A 14,421-nucleotide genomic window follows, 5' to 3' on the forward strand; every position below is an offset into this window, starting at 1 on the left:
GCCACTTCTCCCGGAAACTTCCCAGGTAAGGAGCGTTCCAGCGCCATGTCCGAGTTCAGCGCGAGTCCCGGCGACCGCGGCCTTCACCGCCTTGCGGCCGGCACGCTGCTCGCCGCCTTCCAGGGCGTCACCGCCCCAGAGTGGGTCGTGCGGGAGTTGGAGGCCGGCCTCGGCGGCGTCACCCTCTTCGGCTTCAACGTCGCGGGCCCCGACCGGCTGGCGGCCCTCACCGCGCGGCTGCGCGAGGCGGGCGAGCCGGTCATCTCACTGGACGAGGAGGGCGGCGACGTCACCCGCCTCGACTACCACGTGGGCAGCCCCTACCCCGGCAACGCCGCCCTGGGCGCCGTCGACGACGTCGAGCTGACCCGGCGCGTGCACCGGGCGATCGGCGACGACCTGGCCCGCTGCGGGATCAACCTCGACATGGCCCCGTCCGCGGACGTCAACAGCGCCGACGACAACCCGGTGATCGGCACCCGCTCGTTCGGGTCGGACCCCGCCCTGGTGGCCCGGCACACCGTCGCCGCGGTGCGGGGGCTGCAGTCGGCCGGGGTGGCCGCCTGCGTCAAGCACTTCCCCGGTCACGGCGCCACCCTCCAGGACTCCCACCTGGAGGTGCCGCTCGTCGACGCCTCTCCGGAGCTGCTGCGCGCGCGCGAACTGGTGCCCTTCCGCGCCGCGATCGACGCCGGAACCAAGTCGATCATGACCGCGCACGTCCGCGTCCCGGCGCTGACCGGCGCGCTCCCCGCCACGCTGTCACCGGCCGCGCTGACCGGGCTGCTCCGCGGCGAGCTGGGCTACGACGGGGTGGTCGTCTCCGACGCCCTCGACATGCGGGCGGTCACCGACGCCTACGGCCTGGTGGACGGCGCGGTGCTCTCCCTGGCCGCCGGAACCGACCTGCTCTGCCTCGGGCCGCTGCCGACGGAGGAGGACACCCGCCGGATCGTCGCCGGGATCGTCGCCGCGGTGCGGGACGGCCGTCTGCCCGGGGAGCGTCTGGAGGAGGCGGCCGAGCGGGTGGCGCGGCTGCGCGCCTGGTTCGCCGCGTCCCGGGCGGACGCGGCGGCGGCGGGCGCGGCGGGCATGGACGGGGAGCGGGTGGTCGGCCTGGCTGCGGCCCGCCGGGCGGTCAGCCTCACCGGGACCGCGGCCCCGCTCGTCGATCCGCTGGTGGTGGAGATGGAGACCCCGCCGACCATCGCGGTGGGGGACGTGCCATGGGGGTTCACCCCGCTGCTGCCCCGCGCGGAGGTCGTGCGGGTCCGGCCGGAGGACGCCGACGTGCCGGACCTGCTGGCACGCGCCGCGGGCCGCTCCCTGGTCGTGGTGGTCAAGGACGCCCACCGCCACGCCGTCGGCCGTTCGGTGATATCGGCGCTGCTGGCCGCCCGCCCGGACGCGACGGTGGTGGAGATGGGCCTGCCGGTCTGGCGGCCCGAGGGCGTGACCTACCTCGCCACGTACGGCGCCGCCCGGGCCAACGCCCAGGCCGCCGCCGAACTGCTCGGCGTCTGACGGTCCCGGCGACCGGACCGGCCGGGCCGGTCGTACAGGGGCGGGCGGGAACGGCACGGCCGTCCAAGCAGGGCGGAGGCGGCGCGGCCGTACGAGCAGGGCGGGAACGGCGCGGCCGTACGGATGCTCGGGCGGCGTGGGCGGTTCAGGACGCGAAGAGCTCCTCGCGCGCCTGCTCCAGCGCCGCCAGCACGGCGCCGCGCAGCACCGGGTCACCCTCGACCTCGCCGGACACCACCCGGGGACGCACCGGGCACATCCGGGCCACGGCCTCCTCGATCCTGAAGGTCAGCTCGCCGCCGCCCGCCCGGCTGACCTCGCCGGCGAGCACCACGAGCCCGGGGTCCAGCACCACGCACACCGACGCCACGCCCAGCGCCAGCCGCCGGGCGATCTCGTCCAGCAGCGGCCGGCCGCGCTCTCCCGCCTCGACGGCCGCCGCCACGCATTCGGCCGCGCCGCGCCCGGCGAAGCCGTGCGTCCGGGCCAGTTCGGTCACCGCCTCGTCGGTGACCAGCGACTGCAGCCCTCCGGCGAGGGACGGCATGCGCCCGGGGACCTCCCGCACGTCCTCGGCGAGCGGCACGCCCGGCACCGGCAGGTAACCGATCTCCCCGGCGCTGCCGGAACGGCCGCGGTGCAGCCGGCCACCGAGGACGACGCCGAGGCCGATGCCGCGGTCCACCCAGAGCAGCACGAAGTCGTCGGCCCGCCGCGCCGCGCCCAGGGCGCGCTCGGCGACGGCCACCAGGTTCACGTCGTTCTCGATCCTGACGTCGCGGCGCAGGTCGCGGGCGAGCCGCTGGTGGATGCCCTCGCGCCAGCCCGGCAGGTCGAAGGAGAACCGGACGTCCCCGGTGCGGGGATCGACGACGCCGGGGGTGCCGATCACGACCGCCCGCAACCTGGCCAGGGCGACCTTGGCGGACCGGCACGCCTTGACCATCGCGCTGTGCACGAGGGCGACCGGGTCGTCGTGCCCGTCCGGGGCGACCGTCACCTCGGCCACGATATCGCCGCTGATATCGGCGACGGCGGTGGTGACGAATTCCGGCCCGACGGCCAGGCCCGCGACATAGGCGGAAGACGGAATAACCCCATAAAGAGCGGCATTCGGCCCTCGTCCTCCCGCCTGCTCCCCGGTCACCTCGACCAGTCCGCGCTCTTCGAGCCGGGCCAGCGTCTGGGACGCCGTCACCTTGGAAAGGCCGGTCAGCTCGCCGATCTGCCCCCGGGTCAGGGGACCGGAGTCGAGCAGGAGCTCCAGGGCGGCCCGGTCGTTGATCTCCCGCAGAAGCCTGGGCACGCCAGGACGTCGCTCCATACGCATGCTCTCTTGTCCGCCGTTTCCCCGTCGCTTTTGCATTCAGGCGAGAAGCGTTCGCATTAGTCAATAAAGGTTCCTGACAGCTTAGCCGCGCGGGGGCCGACGCGGGTTCCCGCCGACGGCCGCGCCGTACCGCCGCGGGTTCCCGCCGACGATCGGGCCGTACCGCCGCGGTTCCCGCCGGCGCGCCATACCTCCGGTGGTCTCCGCGGACGGCCGTGCCGTACCTCCGCGGGACCCGTGGCCCGCACGGCGCGGCCGCCCGCCACCGGGACACGCCCGGCGCCATGGCATCCCCTCATCATGACGCTTCAGGCGTGGTTCGTCACGGAGTGTCACGGGCGCCCCCGCCGGACGGACCGGGCGCCGGCCGCAGAGGCGACATGTTCGGCTCTTCCGATCCCTGGCGCCTAAGCAGTCAATAGCAGGCGGGATAATCGACTACATGCGCCTATCTGCTCGTGTCGACTATGCCCTTCGTGCCGCCGCCGAACTCGCCGCCGCCGGTGACGGACCGACCACGGTGGGCGAGCTGGCCAAGGAGCAGGACATGCCGCCGAAGTATCTGGAGAACATCCTGCTGCAGATGCGCCGGGCCGGCCTGGTCCGCGGCCAGCGCGGCCCCGAGGGCGGCTACGTGCTGGCCCGCCCGGCGCGGGAGATCACCCTGGCCGACGTGATCCGCGCGGTGGACGGCCCGCTGGCCAACGTCCGGGGCGAGCGGCCCGAGCACGTCGGCTACCGCGGCCCCGCCGAGTCGCTGCAGAAGGTCTGGATCGCGCTGCGCGCCAGCGAGCGGGCCATCCTGGAGGAGGTCACGCTCGACAGCGTGGCCACCGGCATGCTCCCCGAGCGCGTCATGACCCTCGCCGCCGACCCCTCCGCCTGGGACTGAGCCGGCCCCATGCCCGAGGGCGACGTCGTCTACCGCACCGCGAGGCGGCTCGGCCGGGCGCTCGACGGCCGGGTCCTGGTCAGGTCCGACTTCCGCGTCCCGCGGTACGCCACCGCCGACCTGACCGGCAGGCGGGTCCTTGAGACCGTCTCGCGCGGCAAGCACCTGCTCACCCGGGTGGAGGGAGACCTCACCGTCCACACCCACCTGCGGATGGAGGGGAGCTGGCAGATATCGCCCGCCGGGCGGCGCCTCCCCCCGGGTGACGTGGTCCGCCTCGTGCTGGCGAACACCGAGTGGCAGGCGGCGGGGGTACGGCTCGGCATGGTGGACCTGGTGGCGACCGCCGAGGAGCATCGGCTGGTCGGGCATCTGGGCCCCGACCCGCTGGGGCCCGACTGGGACGTGGCGGAGGCCGCGCGGCGACTCGCGCGCGATCCCCGGGCGACCATCGGCGAGGCGCTGCTCGACCAGCGCAACCTCGCGGGGGTCGGCACCGTCTACCGGGCCGAGACGCTCTTCCTCGCGGGGGTCTCGCCGTGGCGGCCGGTGGGTGAGATCGAAGATGTGGAAAGGATCGCCGTGCTCGCGCGGCGGCTGCTGCACGCCAATCGCGACCGGGCGACCAGGGCGACGACGGGCGACCCGCGCGCGGGACGGGACATGTGGGTGTACGGCAGGGCAGGAAGGTCATGCCTGCGCTGCGGGCATCGGATCAGTCGTGGCGAGATGGGGGCACAGCCGCAGGAACGGCTGATCTTCTGGTGCCGTCACTGTCAGCCGGGAGAACCGGCCGGCTAGGCGGCGACCATGTCGTTGACCTCGGGGAACACATCCTCGGAAAGAGAGCCGGGCACGGTCTCGGCGATCGGCAGGCGCTCCCGCTCGGGAACGTCGCCGGCGAGCACCGGGGCGTGCTGGAGCTCGGCCAGGGCGAACTGGTCGGAGACCTCACGGAGCACCTGCGACAGCGGCACCCCGAGGGCGCCGCAGATCGACGCGAGCAGTTCCGAGGACGCCTCCTTCTGGCCACGCTCCACCTCGGAGAGATATCCGAGGGAGACACGGGCCAACGTGGAAACCTCACGCAGGGTGCGACTCTGCCGCACCCGCAGTCGCCGCAGCACGTCACCGAGCAGCTGACGCAGCAGGACCATCTGTCGCTCCCTCCCCAGCGCGGGAGCCTGGGCGACCCCCCGCGCGATCGGTTCGTGCCGCCCGTTCGTGCGCGACCCTTGGTACATACTCCTCGCCGTCATCATCGCTTGACCTTTACATCACTCACAGTTCCACCGTACCCGCATCCACCGATGCGACGGCAGACCACGGTGAGCATGTTCGCTGGGGACGTAACGCGGTAATCACCCGGAATGTTCCCTCATGCTCGTCTCCAGAACTCTCCGCAGAAGGTCCACTGCCTCGATCACCGTCGACCGCCGGATCTCGTCACGCGTTCCGGCGAGGTTCAGATCTTCCTGCCATACCCGCCCATCCGAACCGCTAACGGCCAAATGCACGGTACCGACCGGTTTTCCGTCCTGCGGGTCGGGCCCGGCCACCCCGGTCGAGGCCAGGCCGTAGGAGGCGCCGGTGAGCCGGCGGACGCCGTCCGCCATGGCCGCGGCGACGTCCGGGTGGACCGCCCCCTCCCGCGCCAGCAGGTCGGCGGGGACGCCCAGGAGGCGGTGCTTGAGCTCGGTGGCGTAGGAGATGACACCACCGGCGAAGGCGGCCGACGCGCCGGGCGGGACGGTGAGGGCCGCGCCGATCAGCCCCGCGGTCAGCGACTCGGCCACCGCCACCGTCTCCCCCCGGCGGACGAGCAGGGACAGCACCTCGGCGGCGGGCGGGACGCGGCCCATCAGGCCTCCCTCGCCTGCTTCGCCACCTGCCGCAGCTTCACCGCGCGGACGACGTAGTCGACCCCCGTCGCCACGGTCACCACGACCGCGGCGCCCATCACGATCCAGCGGAGCACATCCGGCATGCCCGGCCACATGTAGAGGGCGATCGCGGCGATCTGCAGGACGGTCTTCACCTTCCCGCCGTAGCTGGCCGGGATGACCCCGTGCCGGATCACCGCGAACCGCAGGAGGGTCACACCCAGCTCCCGGCCGAGGATCACGACGGTGACCCACCACGGAAGCTCGCCCAGGACCGACAGGCTGATCAGCGCGGCGCCGGTCAGCGCCTTGTCCGCGATCGGATCAGCGATCTTCCCGAAGTCGGTGACCAGGCCGTAGCGGCGGGCCAGCTCGCCGTCCAGCAGGTCGGTGAGCGAGGCCACCAGGAAGACCACCAGCGCGGTGATCCGCCAGCCGTCCCCCTCCAGGAAGAGGCACACCACGAAGAGCGGGACCATCGCCAGACGGAGCACCGTGACGACGTTGGCGATGTTCCAGGCGCTCGGCCTGGGACCCATGGACGCCGAGGTCGATCCGGTGCCGGTCTCTGGCGTGTTGGTCATACGCTCTCCCGGCCGGGCGGCGCGCTCACGGAGCGGCCTTGATTCGGGCGATCAGGTCGACCCCCTCGGAGTCGACGACGATGGCCCGCACGATCTGCCCCGGCACCAGGCCGATGCCCTGGACCGTGACGGAGCCGTCCACCTCGGGCCCCTGGTGGGCCGCCCGCCCCTCGTAGCCGCCGTCACCGAGGTCCTCCTCGACGAGGACGTCCACCTCGGTGCCGATGCGCTCCTCGGCCCGCTGGGCCATGAGCTCGTCGGCCAGCTCGGTGAGCGCGGCCACCCGGGCGTCGACGACCTCCTGGTCGAGCTTGCCGGGCAGGGACGCCGCCTCGGTGCCCTCCTCGTCGGAGTAACCGAAGACGCCGATGACGTCGAGCCGGGCCTCCTGCAGGAAGTCGACCAGCTCGCCGAACTCCTCCTCGGTCTCACCGGGGAAACCGACGATGAAGTTGGACCGCACGCCCGCCTCCGGAGCGGCCGCGCGGATGGTCTCCAGCAGGTCGAGGAAGCGCCGGGGGTCTCCGAAGCGGCGCATCCTGCGCAGCACCGTGCCGCTGGCGTGCTGGAAGGACAGGTCGAAGTAGGGCGCCACACCCTCGGTCGAGGAGATCGCCTCCAGCAGGCCCGGACGGAGCTCGGCGGGCTGGAGGTAGCTGGCCCGCACCCGCTCGATCCCCTCGACGGCGGCCAGGGCCGGCAGCAGCCTCTCCAGGGCCCGCAGGTCACCGAGGTCCTTGCCGTAGGAGGTGGAGTTCTCGCTGACGAGGACGAGCTCCCTGACGCCCTCGCCGGCCAGCCAGGCCGCCTCGGCGAGGATCTCCTCCGGCTTCCGCGACACGTAGGCGCCGCGGAAGGCGGGGATGGCGCAGAAGGTGCACCTCCGGTCACAGCCGGAGGCCAGCTTCAGCGAGGCCACCGGGCCGTCTCCGAGGCGTTTGCGCAGCGGGCGGGGGCCGCTGGCCGGGGCCAGGCCCTCGGGCAGGTCGCCGTGGCCGGGGATGTGGGATTTGGGAGCGGCGGCGCGCTCGACCGGCGAGATCGGCAGCAGCGTCCGGCGGTCGCGCGGGCTGTGCGGGACGAGCGGCCTGTCGGCCAGCACGTCGTCCAGCCGCGCGCCGATCTGGGTGTAGTCGTCGAAGGAGATGACGGCCGACGCCTCGGGCAGCGCGTCGGCGAGCTGGTCGCCGTAGCGTTCGGCCATGCAGCCCGCGGCGACCACCTTGGCGCCGGAGTCGGCCGCGGCGAGCAGCGTGTCGATGGAGTCCTTTTTCGCTGAGTCGATGAAGCCGCAGGTGTTGACGACGATGACGTCCGGATCGTCGTCGCCCACCTGCCAACCGGCAGCCTCAAGGCGCGCCGCGAGCTCTTCGGAGTCGACCTCGTTGCGCGCGCAACCCAGTGTGATCAGCGATGCGGTTCGGCGGGATGACATGGTGAACACTACGGTATCGGGAGTTGGCCACCATCGGCGCACTCCCCCTCCCCCAGGTTCCCCCTCCGGGCCTCTCTGGAAGGCTCCCCCGGCCCTGCCCGCTTCCCCGTACGGTCAGGGCTTGGAAGCCTTGTAGGAGTGTTTGAGCACCTCTCCCCCGGAGCCCGGGACACCGAGGTCCACGCCGTTCATCCGGACCGAGAAGGCCCCGGCGTCACCGAAGGTGACCTTCAGCGCCTTCTGTGCCCGCCACACGGACGCCTGCCCGGCCGTCATCCGGCCGGAGAAGAGCCGGTGCCCGGCCGCGTCCTTGACGTCGAGCCAGGACGGACGTCTCGCCGTGATCTGGAGGACCACCTCGCCCTGCTTCGGGGCGAGCGCCGCACCGGCCCGGCGCTGGCCGCCGGCCAGCGGCCGCGCGTGCGCCGAGTGCGGCGCGGCCGACTTCTTGGCCGGGCGGATGTCGGCGGTCGGGGTCTCCTCCCCGCCCATCATCTTCACCACGCCGAACACCACGAGGATGGCCAGCGCCACCCCCATGGCCATCGTCCAGTTGGGTGAACGGCGCTCCCGGATGTTGATCGGCTTGTCGGCCTGGAAGACGCTGGCCGCCCGCACCGGCAGCGGGACGCCCCCGTGCAGCTCGTCGTACTCGTGCACCATGGCCTCGGGATCCAGCCCGAGGACCTTGGAGATGTTGCGTATGTGACCCCGCGCGTAGAAGTCGCCCCCGCAGTGCGAGAAGTCGTCGCGTTCCATCGCGTGGATCAGTGCCTCGCGCACGCGCGTGCGCGCGCTCAACTGCCCGACGGTCATGCCCGCCGTCCGGCGCGCCTCTGCCAGACTGCCGCCAATGCTCATGCCGCACGCCCCCCAGCCCCCGACGTAGCGTAGTGAGTCATATTCAATCAGTAATCGGGGGGACTGTGTATGCCGGGGGGGGTCATCACCCTCTCAAGTCGGCCAGGAGACCCGGCAGGTCGTCGGGTTTGACCAGCACCTCCCTGGCCTTCGACCCCTCGCTCGGCCCGACGACGTTGCGGCTCTCCAGCAGGTCCATCAGCCGGCCCGCCTTGGCGAAGCCCACCCGCAGCTTGCGCTGGAGCATGGAGGTGGAGCCGAACTGGGTGGTGACGATCAGCTCGGCCGCCTGGACCAGCAGTTCGAGGTCGTCGCCGATGTCCTCGTCGATCTCCTTCTTGGCGGTGGCGGCGGCGGTGACGTCGTCGCGGTACTCGGCCTGCATCTGGGCCTTGCAGTGCGCGACGATCTCGACGATCTCCTTCTCGGAGACGAAGGCGTTCTGCAGCCGCATGGGTTTGCTCGCGCCCATCGGCAGGAACAGCGCGTCACCCTGTCCGACGAGTTTCTCGGCGCCGGGCTGGTCGAGGATGACGCGGCTGTCGGCCAGGCTGGAGGTGGCGAACGCCAGCCGGGACGGCACGTTCGCCTTGATCAGGCCGGTGACGACGTCCACCGACGGCCGCTGGGTGGCGATGACCAGGTGGATTCCGGCGGCGCGGGCGAGCTGGGTGATGCGGACGATGGAGTCCTCGACGTCGCGCGGGGCGACCATCATCAGGTCGGCGAGCTCGTCCACGATCACCAGCAGGTACGGGTAGGGCTGGTAGACCCGCTCGCTGCCGGGCGGCGGCACGAGCTTGCCCGCGCGCACCGCCTTGTTGAAGTCGTCGACGTGCCGGAAGCCGCTGGCGGCCAGGTCGTCGTAGCGGCGGTCCATTTCGCCCACCACCCACTCCAGGGCCTCGGCGGCCTTCTTGGGGTTGGTGATGATCGGCGTGATGAGGTGCGGGATGCCCTCGTAGACGCTCAGCTCGACCCGCTTGGGGTCGACCAGGACCATCCGCACCTCGTCGGGCGTGGCGCGCATCAGGACCGAGGAGATGAGGCCGTTGACGCAGACCGACTTTCCGGCGCCGGTGGCGCCCGCGATGAGCAGGTGCGGCATCTTGGCCAGGTTGGCCACGATCGTGCGGCCCTCGACGTCCTTGCCCAGGCCGACGATCATGGGGTGCTCGTCGGCCTGGGCGACCTGGGAGCGCAGGATGTCGCCCAGCGACACGAGGTCCTTGTCGGTGTTGGGGATCTCCACCCCGATCGCCGACTTGCCGGGGATCGGGCTCAGGATGCGGACGTCGGCCGACTTGACCGCGTAGGCGATGTTCTTGGTGAGCGCGGTGACCTTCTCGACCTTGACCGCCGGGCCCAGCTCGATCTCGTAGCGCGTCACCGTCGGGCCACGGGTGAACCCGATCACCTGGGCGTCGATGGCGAACTGCTCCAGGACGCTGGTCAGCGCGTTGACCACGACGGTGTTGGCCTTGGTCTGCGGCTTCGGGGCACTGCCGGGGCGCAGGAGCTGGGTGTCGGGCAGCGTGTACGGGCCCGACTGCGAGGAGAGCACGAGCTGCTCGACCTTGCGCGGCGCCGGGGTCGGCGCGGGCGGCTCGACCGGCGCGGTCCTGGGCGCGGGCGGCTCCTCCACCAGCCCCGGCACGATCTCCGGCGAGTGCTCGGCGGCCCGCTCGCCCGTCTCGGTGAGCAGCGGCGTGTCGTACGGCCGGGCGCCCTCGGGCCCCTCCCGGCCCTCCTCGCCCCCGCCCTCGCGGTCGTCGCGGGACCGCTCGCCGGGCTTCTTGCGCGCCGGGCGTTTGCGCGGCTCGCGGGTCCGGGCCGGGAGGTCCCGGTTGAAGAGCATGTGCCGGATCTCGGTCAGCCGTTCCGGGACGCGGTGCACCGGGGTGGCGGTGATCACCAGGACGCCGAAGCCCGCCAGGATCAGCAGCAGCGGGACGGTGATGAAGGCGGGCAGGATGCTCGCCGGGGGCGCGGAGACGATGAACCCGATCATGCCGCCCGCGGCGGCGACCTTGTCCATGCCGTCGGCGCCGCCCCCCGACGGGTACGGCGTGCCGTGCGCCACGTGCACGACGCCGAGCAGCCCGGCCACGAGGGCGGACCAGCCGATGCCCATCCGGCCGGTGTCGGCGTTCTCGTCCGGGTGCCGCAGCAGCCGCCAGGCCAGCAGCGCCACCAGGATCGGCGCCAGCCAGGCGAGCGAGCCGAACGCCCCGCGCATGAAGCCGTTGACGATCTCCGAGAACGTCCCGGTGGTCTCCCGCCAGATCAGCGCCGCCAGCACGATCGCCCCGGAGAAGACGGCCAGCCCGAGCCCGTCGCGGCGGTGGACGGGGTCGAGCTCACGGGCGTTCTGCCCCATGGCCCGCGCCGCGCTGCCGACGGCCCCGGCGAGCAGCATCCAGATCCCCATGAGCAGCTTGCCGAACATGATGAAGACCCAGCTGATCGGGTCGGGCTGCGAGGGTGCGGACCTGCGGGCGGCGGGCTTCGCCCGCGCGGCGGCCGCCCGCCTGGCGGGGGCCGTACGGGAGGAGGCGGACCTCGCCCGGCCGGGGCCTCCCTTGGCCGGGGACTTGCCTGAAGGTCGGGACGTACGGGTGGCCATGGTAGCGAGGCTAACGAGCCCGGGGGCGGATCGCGCGGCGGCGCGCCGGGGAGGACCGAAGAAGCCGGGAGGACCGGAGAAGCCGGGGAGGACCGGGGAAGCCGGAGACCGGGGAAGCAGGCAGGCCGGGGAAACCGGAAGGCGCCGGGCGGACGGTGGAACCGTTCCGCCCGGCGCCGGGGAGATCCCGGAGGGGATCAGGAGTAGGAGATGTCGGAGGAGGAGTAGAGGCAGTTCACCCCGTCGGCGCCGCTGCCGGTGTGGCTCGGTTCCCCGCTGGTCACGCCCTTGTACTTGTCGCAGATCACGACCTTGCGGCTGGAGTCGTCGACGATGCGGATCGAGGAGAACCTGGCGGTGTCGCCGTAGTTGGTGTTGATGCCGGCGATCACCTTGCCCGGGGTCGTCGCCACCACGTTGGAGATGACCACGTTGCGCTGGTACTGCTTGGAGCAGTTGCCGCAGGACCGGTAGAGCTTGCCGAAGTTCTCGACCCGGAAGTTCTTTATGTACATCGTGCCCGGGCCGTTGTGCTGGAAGACCTTGTCGCTGGCGGATCTGGCGCCGCCGCCGTCGATGGTCATCGTCTGGGAGGCGGAGGTGCCCTTGAAGGTGGCGGCGTCCTCGCCGACGTCCTCCCACCAGACGTTCCTGAGCGTGCAGGTGCCCGTGCAGTGGATGCCGTCGGCCGCGGGCGCGCCGAGGATCACGTTCTGCAGCGTGGCGCCGTCGGCCAGCTTGAAGATCGGGTCCTGGCCCTCGCCCTGCCCGCCGTCACCGAGGTCGCCGGTGCCGTAGTAGCGCTTCATGCCGCCGTCCATCGAACCGCTGACGTTGATGGTGGAGCCGACGGCCTGCTGGCCGTTCGGCGAGGGCCAGGAGCCGGTCGGCGGGGTCGTCGGGCCGGTGGTGGGGGTGACCGTGGGGGTCGGGGAAGGGCCGGGGCCGGAGCCGGCGGGCTTGAGGGTCCACTGCTTGCTCGCCGCCGAGTCGCAGGAGTTCTGCTTGACCGTGCTCCCCTCGGCGTTGAGGCACTTGGCGCTGCCGGCGTTGACGACCCGGTAGTTCGAGCCGCCGACGGTCAGATCCCAGCCCTGGAAAGCGCTTCCCGAACAGGCCTGCTGAATGACGGGTTTGCCCGCCGAGGTACTGGCGCCCTGGATGTCGGCGCACTTGCCGCTGTGCGAGGCGACCAGCTTCTGGCCGCCGGAGGCGGACGAGAGCTGCCAGATCTGGCTGGCGGCGCCGTTGCACGAGGACTGGGTCAGCGCCGCGCCGTCGGACGCCGAGGCGCCCGTCACGTCGAGGCAGAGTCCGCTGGAGGAGTTCACCAGCGTGTAGGACCCGGAGGCCGGCGCGGCGGAGGCGGGGAGTTGCAACCCCACCACCGCGCCGACCGCGAGCAACGCCGCGGCGCCCGCCACGACGCAAGCCCGGAGCCTGCTGTTCGTCGACACGATCATCTCCCTTGTGAGCCTGGCTCGTTGAGCCTGTCAGGTGGGCCGAAGGTTGTTTCACAACATAGGACCACTTCCCGTGGAATGGAACAGTCGGAACCGGCCAATCTTCGGGATCGAAGGAAAGCGCATTCCGTCCTATGTATTGACATGATGTTTCGTGTAATAGAACCTCCTCACCAACGAGGCGTTGGGAGGAGACTTCATGTCCGCACTCGACTGGTCCGTTCTGGGCGCGTACTTCCTGGTCATGGTGGGCATCGGCGTGTGGTCGAGGAGCCGGATCAGAAGCGTGATCGACTTCTTCACCGCCGGAGGCCGGATCCCCTGGTGGCTGTCCGGCATCTCCCACCACATGTCGGGCTACAGCGCGGTCATGTTCGTGGCGTTCGCCGCGGTGGCCTACACCTACGGCCTGGCCATGTACGTCTGGTGGGCGCTGACGATCGGCATCGGCGTCGGCATCGGCGCGTTCCTGTGGGCGGCCCGGTGGAACCGGCTGAGGTCCCGGCACGGCGTCGTCTCACCGCTGGAGTACCTCGCCCGCCGCTACGACCTGCCCACCCAGCAGGTGCTCGCCTACAGCGGCGCGCTGCTGAAGGTCGTCGACATCGCGGCCAAGTGGGTGGCGATCGCCATCCTGCTCCGGGGCTTCACCGGGATGCCGATCTTCTGGGGCATCACGATCACCGGCGTCGTCACCCTCGTCTACATCACGGCCGGCGGCCTGTGGGCCGACGTGCTGACCGACTTCGGGCAGTTCGTCATCCAGGGCGTCGCGGGCGTCGCCATGTTCGTCGCGATCATGAGCCACCTGGACGGCGTGGCGACCCTGTGGACGATGTGGGACAGGCTGCCCCCGGGACACGGCGACCCGTTCGCCGGGCCGTACACCACGACGTTCTTCCTCGCCCTGCTGTTCATCAAGACCTTCGAGTACAACGGCGGCATGTGGAACCTGGCCCAGCGCTACATGGCCTCACCCTCGGGCTCGGCGGCCAGGCGGTCGGCGCTGCTGTCCAGCGCGCTGTGGCTCGTCTGGCCGCTGGTGCTGTTCATCCCGATGTTCGCGGCTCCCCTCATCGTTCCGGGCCTGGCCGACCCCGAGGAGGCCTACGTACGGCTGGCCCAGACCCTGCTGCCGCAGGGCGTGATCGGCCTGGTGCTCGCCGGCTTCTTCTCGCACACCATGGCCATGGTCGCCTCCGACGCCAACGTGATCTCCTCCGTGATCACCAGGGACATCGCGCCGGCGATCGTCCGCCGGGTGCGCGACCTGTCGGCGCGGGCGGAGCTGACCTTCGCCCGGGTGACCACGTTCGTCTTCGTGCTGGTGAGCATGACGATCGCGATCGCCACCCAGGGCGAGGGCGTGGTGCTGAAGATCGTCGTGGACCTGGTCGCGGCCACGATGGGGCCGATCTCCATCCCGCTGATGCTGGGCATGCTCCCCTGGTTCAAGCGGAGCGGCCCCACCGCCGCGATCGTCTCCTGGGCGGCGGGGCTGGGCGTCTGGGCGTACGTCAAGTGGATCCTGGAGTCCAAGGACACCGCGATGGTGGTCGGGGTGCCGCTGGCCACGTCGCTGGTCCTCTACGTGGTGGTCGGGCTGCTGAGGCCGGAGAACCGGGCCGACCGCGACGCCCTGGTCGACTCCCTGGGCGACGACACCGAGCCGGAGCGGGCCGCCGCGGGCGCCTGACCGCGGCGCCGGGGCGGGCCGTACCCGCGCCGGAGACCGCGCGGGCCGCCCCGGACGCCCGATCGCGCCACCGGGGCGGCCCCGCCGCCTCGCCACGCGGACGGGAGGGCCCGTCGCCGCCCGGTGC

Annotated in this window: 12 protein-coding genes; 4 read left to right on the top strand and 8 right to left on the bottom strand. The window is 71.9% G+C overall.

Annotated elements, in window-relative coordinates; all coding sequences use genetic code 11:
- Positions 1–45: 45 nt before the first annotated feature.
- On the top strand, positions 46–1,524 hold the full coding sequence (locus IEZ10_RS03150; RefSeq protein WP_189244870.1) for a glycoside hydrolase family 3 protein: 1,479 nt from the start codon (positions 46–48) through the stop codon (positions 1,522–1,524).
- Positions 1,525–1,669: 145 nt separating this feature from the next.
- On the opposite strand, the gene IEZ10_RS03155 is transcribed toward IEZ10_RS03150, so the two are convergent.
- Positions 1,670–2,848: an ROK family transcriptional regulator gene (locus IEZ10_RS03155; RefSeq protein WP_189244871.1), complete on the bottom strand. Its 1,179-nt coding sequence runs from the start codon at positions 2,846–2,848 to the stop codon at positions 1,670–1,672.
- A 448-nt stretch (positions 2,849–3,296) separates the two neighbouring features.
- Between IEZ10_RS03155 and IEZ10_RS03160 the strand changes: the two genes are divergently transcribed.
- Both IEZ10_RS03160 and IEZ10_RS03165 read left to right on the top strand, forming a co-directional pair.
- Entirely contained in the window at positions 3,297–3,746 is a 450-nt protein-coding gene (locus tag IEZ10_RS03160; RefSeq protein ID WP_179818851.1) for an RrF2 family transcriptional regulator, read from the top strand.
- 9 nt (positions 3,747–3,755) lie between these two features.
- The gene (locus tag IEZ10_RS03165) at positions 3,756–4,547 is read left to right on the top strand and encodes an Fpg/Nei family DNA glycosylase (RefSeq protein WP_189244872.1); all 792 of its coding nucleotides are present in this window, start codon (positions 3,756–3,758) and stop codon (positions 4,545–4,547) included.
- Here IEZ10_RS03165 and IEZ10_RS03170 read toward each other — a convergent pair.
- From IEZ10_RS03170 to IEZ10_RS03200, 7 genes are all read right to left on the bottom strand, one after another.
- Positions 4,544–4,903 carry a helix-turn-helix domain-containing protein gene (locus IEZ10_RS03170; protein ID WP_179818853.1) on the bottom strand — a complete coding sequence of 120 codons (360 nt, stop codon included), beginning with the start codon at positions 4,901–4,903 and terminating at the stop codon, positions 4,544–4,546. The two genes, IEZ10_RS03165 and IEZ10_RS03170, sit on opposite strands and share 4 nt — an antisense overlap.
- Before the next feature lie 204 nt (positions 4,904–5,107).
- Positions 5,108–5,608 (bottom strand): CinA family protein, encoded by a 501-nt coding sequence (locus IEZ10_RS03175; RefSeq protein ID WP_189244873.1) that lies wholly within the window; start codon positions 5,606–5,608, stop codon positions 5,108–5,110.
- A complete protein-coding gene (gene pgsA / locus IEZ10_RS03180; protein ID WP_189244874.1) occupies positions 5,608–6,213 on the bottom strand; it encodes a CDP-diacylglycerol--glycerol-3-phosphate 3-phosphatidyltransferase in 606 nt (201 codons plus the stop codon). Before pgsA ends, IEZ10_RS03175 begins: the two co-directional genes overlap by 1 nt.
- 25 nt (positions 6,214–6,238) lie before the next feature.
- On the bottom strand, positions 6,239–7,648 hold the full coding sequence (rimO, locus tag IEZ10_RS03185; protein WP_189244875.1) for a 30S ribosomal protein S12 methylthiotransferase RimO: 1,410 nt from the start codon (positions 7,646–7,648) through the stop codon (positions 6,239–6,241).
- Positions 7,649–7,762: 114 nt separating this feature from the next.
- Positions 7,763–8,509, bottom strand: coding sequence for a helix-turn-helix domain-containing protein (locus tag IEZ10_RS03190; protein ID WP_189244876.1), 747 nt, complete (start codon positions 8,507–8,509; stop codon positions 7,763–7,765).
- An 85-nt stretch (positions 8,510–8,594) separates the two neighbouring features.
- Positions 8,595–11,135: an FtsK/SpoIIIE family DNA translocase gene (locus IEZ10_RS03195; RefSeq protein WP_189244877.1), complete on the bottom strand. Its 2,541-nt coding sequence runs from the start codon at positions 11,133–11,135 to the stop codon at positions 8,595–8,597.
- 197 nt (positions 11,136–11,332) lie between these two features.
- The gene (locus IEZ10_RS03200) at positions 11,333–12,592 is read right to left on the bottom strand and encodes a pectate lyase (protein WP_229810883.1); all 1,260 of its coding nucleotides are present in this window, start codon (positions 12,590–12,592) and stop codon (positions 11,333–11,335) included.
- A gap of 205 nt (positions 12,593–12,797) precedes the next feature.
- Between IEZ10_RS03200 and IEZ10_RS03205 the strand changes: the two genes are divergently transcribed.
- A complete protein-coding gene (locus tag IEZ10_RS03205) occupies positions 12,798–14,294 on the top strand; it encodes a sodium:solute symporter family protein (RefSeq protein WP_189244879.1) in 1,497 nt (498 codons plus the stop codon).
- The last annotated feature ends 127 nt before the right edge of the window (positions 14,295–14,421 follow it).

It is taken from the genome of Streptosporangium pseudovulgare, assembly GCF_014648055.1.
Lineage (GTDB): Bacteria > Actinomycetota > Actinomycetes > Streptosporangiales > Streptosporangiaceae > Streptosporangium > Streptosporangium pseudovulgare.